This window comes from Psychrobacter sp. CX18 (assembly GCF_057396215.1).
The window spans coordinates 1-1,064 of record NZ_JBXYJH010000043.1 but is presented as its reverse complement, the minus strand read 5'-3'; the positions used below and the strand labels follow the sequence as shown (position 1 = coordinate 1,064).

The following is a 1,064-nucleotide window of genomic DNA, read 5'->3' as shown; positions in this document are numbered from 1 at the left end:
CAGCTAATGGCACCACCGTACCAGAAGGCGTCACCGTTGACCCAGCCACAGGGGAAACCAACCTACCTGCAGACGCTGTCAAAGATGGAACGCCAGTGAACGCGACCAACAGTGATGACGCCGGTAACGAATCAAGCGGCGAAGCCACCTCAGGTAGCGAGACGCCAGTGGACACCACACCACCGGCTAGCCCAATCGTTGATGCCAATGACGACGGTTCAGTGGCAGTCACCCCAGCGGATGACGCCACTAGCGCCACCATCTCTTACACCGACGAGGCGGGTAACCCACAAACCGTTGAACTAACCAAAGATCCAGAAACCGGCAATTGGGCACCAGCTAATGGCACCACCGTACCAGAAGGCGTGAGTGTTGACCCAGCCACAGGGGAAACCAACCTACCTGCAGACGCTGTCAAAGATGGAACGCCAGTGAACGCGACCAACAGTGATGACGCCGGTAACGAATCAAGCGGCGAAGCCACCTCAGGTAGCGAGACGCCAGTGGACACCACACCACCGGCTAGCCCAATCGTTGACGCTAATGACGACGGTTCAGTGGCAGTCACCCCAGCGGATGATGCCACTAGCGCCACCATCTCTTACACCGACGAGGCGGGTAACCCACAAACCGTTGAACTAACCAAAGATCCAGAAACCGGCAATTGGGCACCAGCTAATGGCACCACCGTACCAGAAGGCGTCACCGTTGACCCAGCCACAGGGGAAACCAACCTACCTGCAGACGCTGTCAAAGATGGAACGCCAGTGAACGCGACCAACAGTGATGACGCCGGTAATGAATCAAGCGGCGAAGCCACCTCAGGTAGCGAGACGCCAGTGGACACCACACCACCAGACGCACCAACTGCCGTGACGATCGGTAACGGTGATGAGTTTATCACCGCTGATGAGATTGATGCAGACGGTAAGGTTGTGGTGACCGTTGGTCTACCAGCTGATGCGGTAGCGGGTAACATCGTGACCGTCAATGGCGTTGAAACCGTCCTAACAGCAGACGACATTACAGCTGGTGAAATCATCACCAAAGTGACTGCCCCAGCC

Annotated in this window: 1 protein-coding gene; it reads left to right on the top strand. The window is 57.0% G+C overall.

What is annotated here, in order from left to right; genetic code table 11:
• A partial coding sequence (locus AC2SLT_RS13130; RefSeq protein WP_486548097.1) for a hypothetical protein occupies positions 1–1,064 on the top strand: 1,064 nt, incomplete at both ends.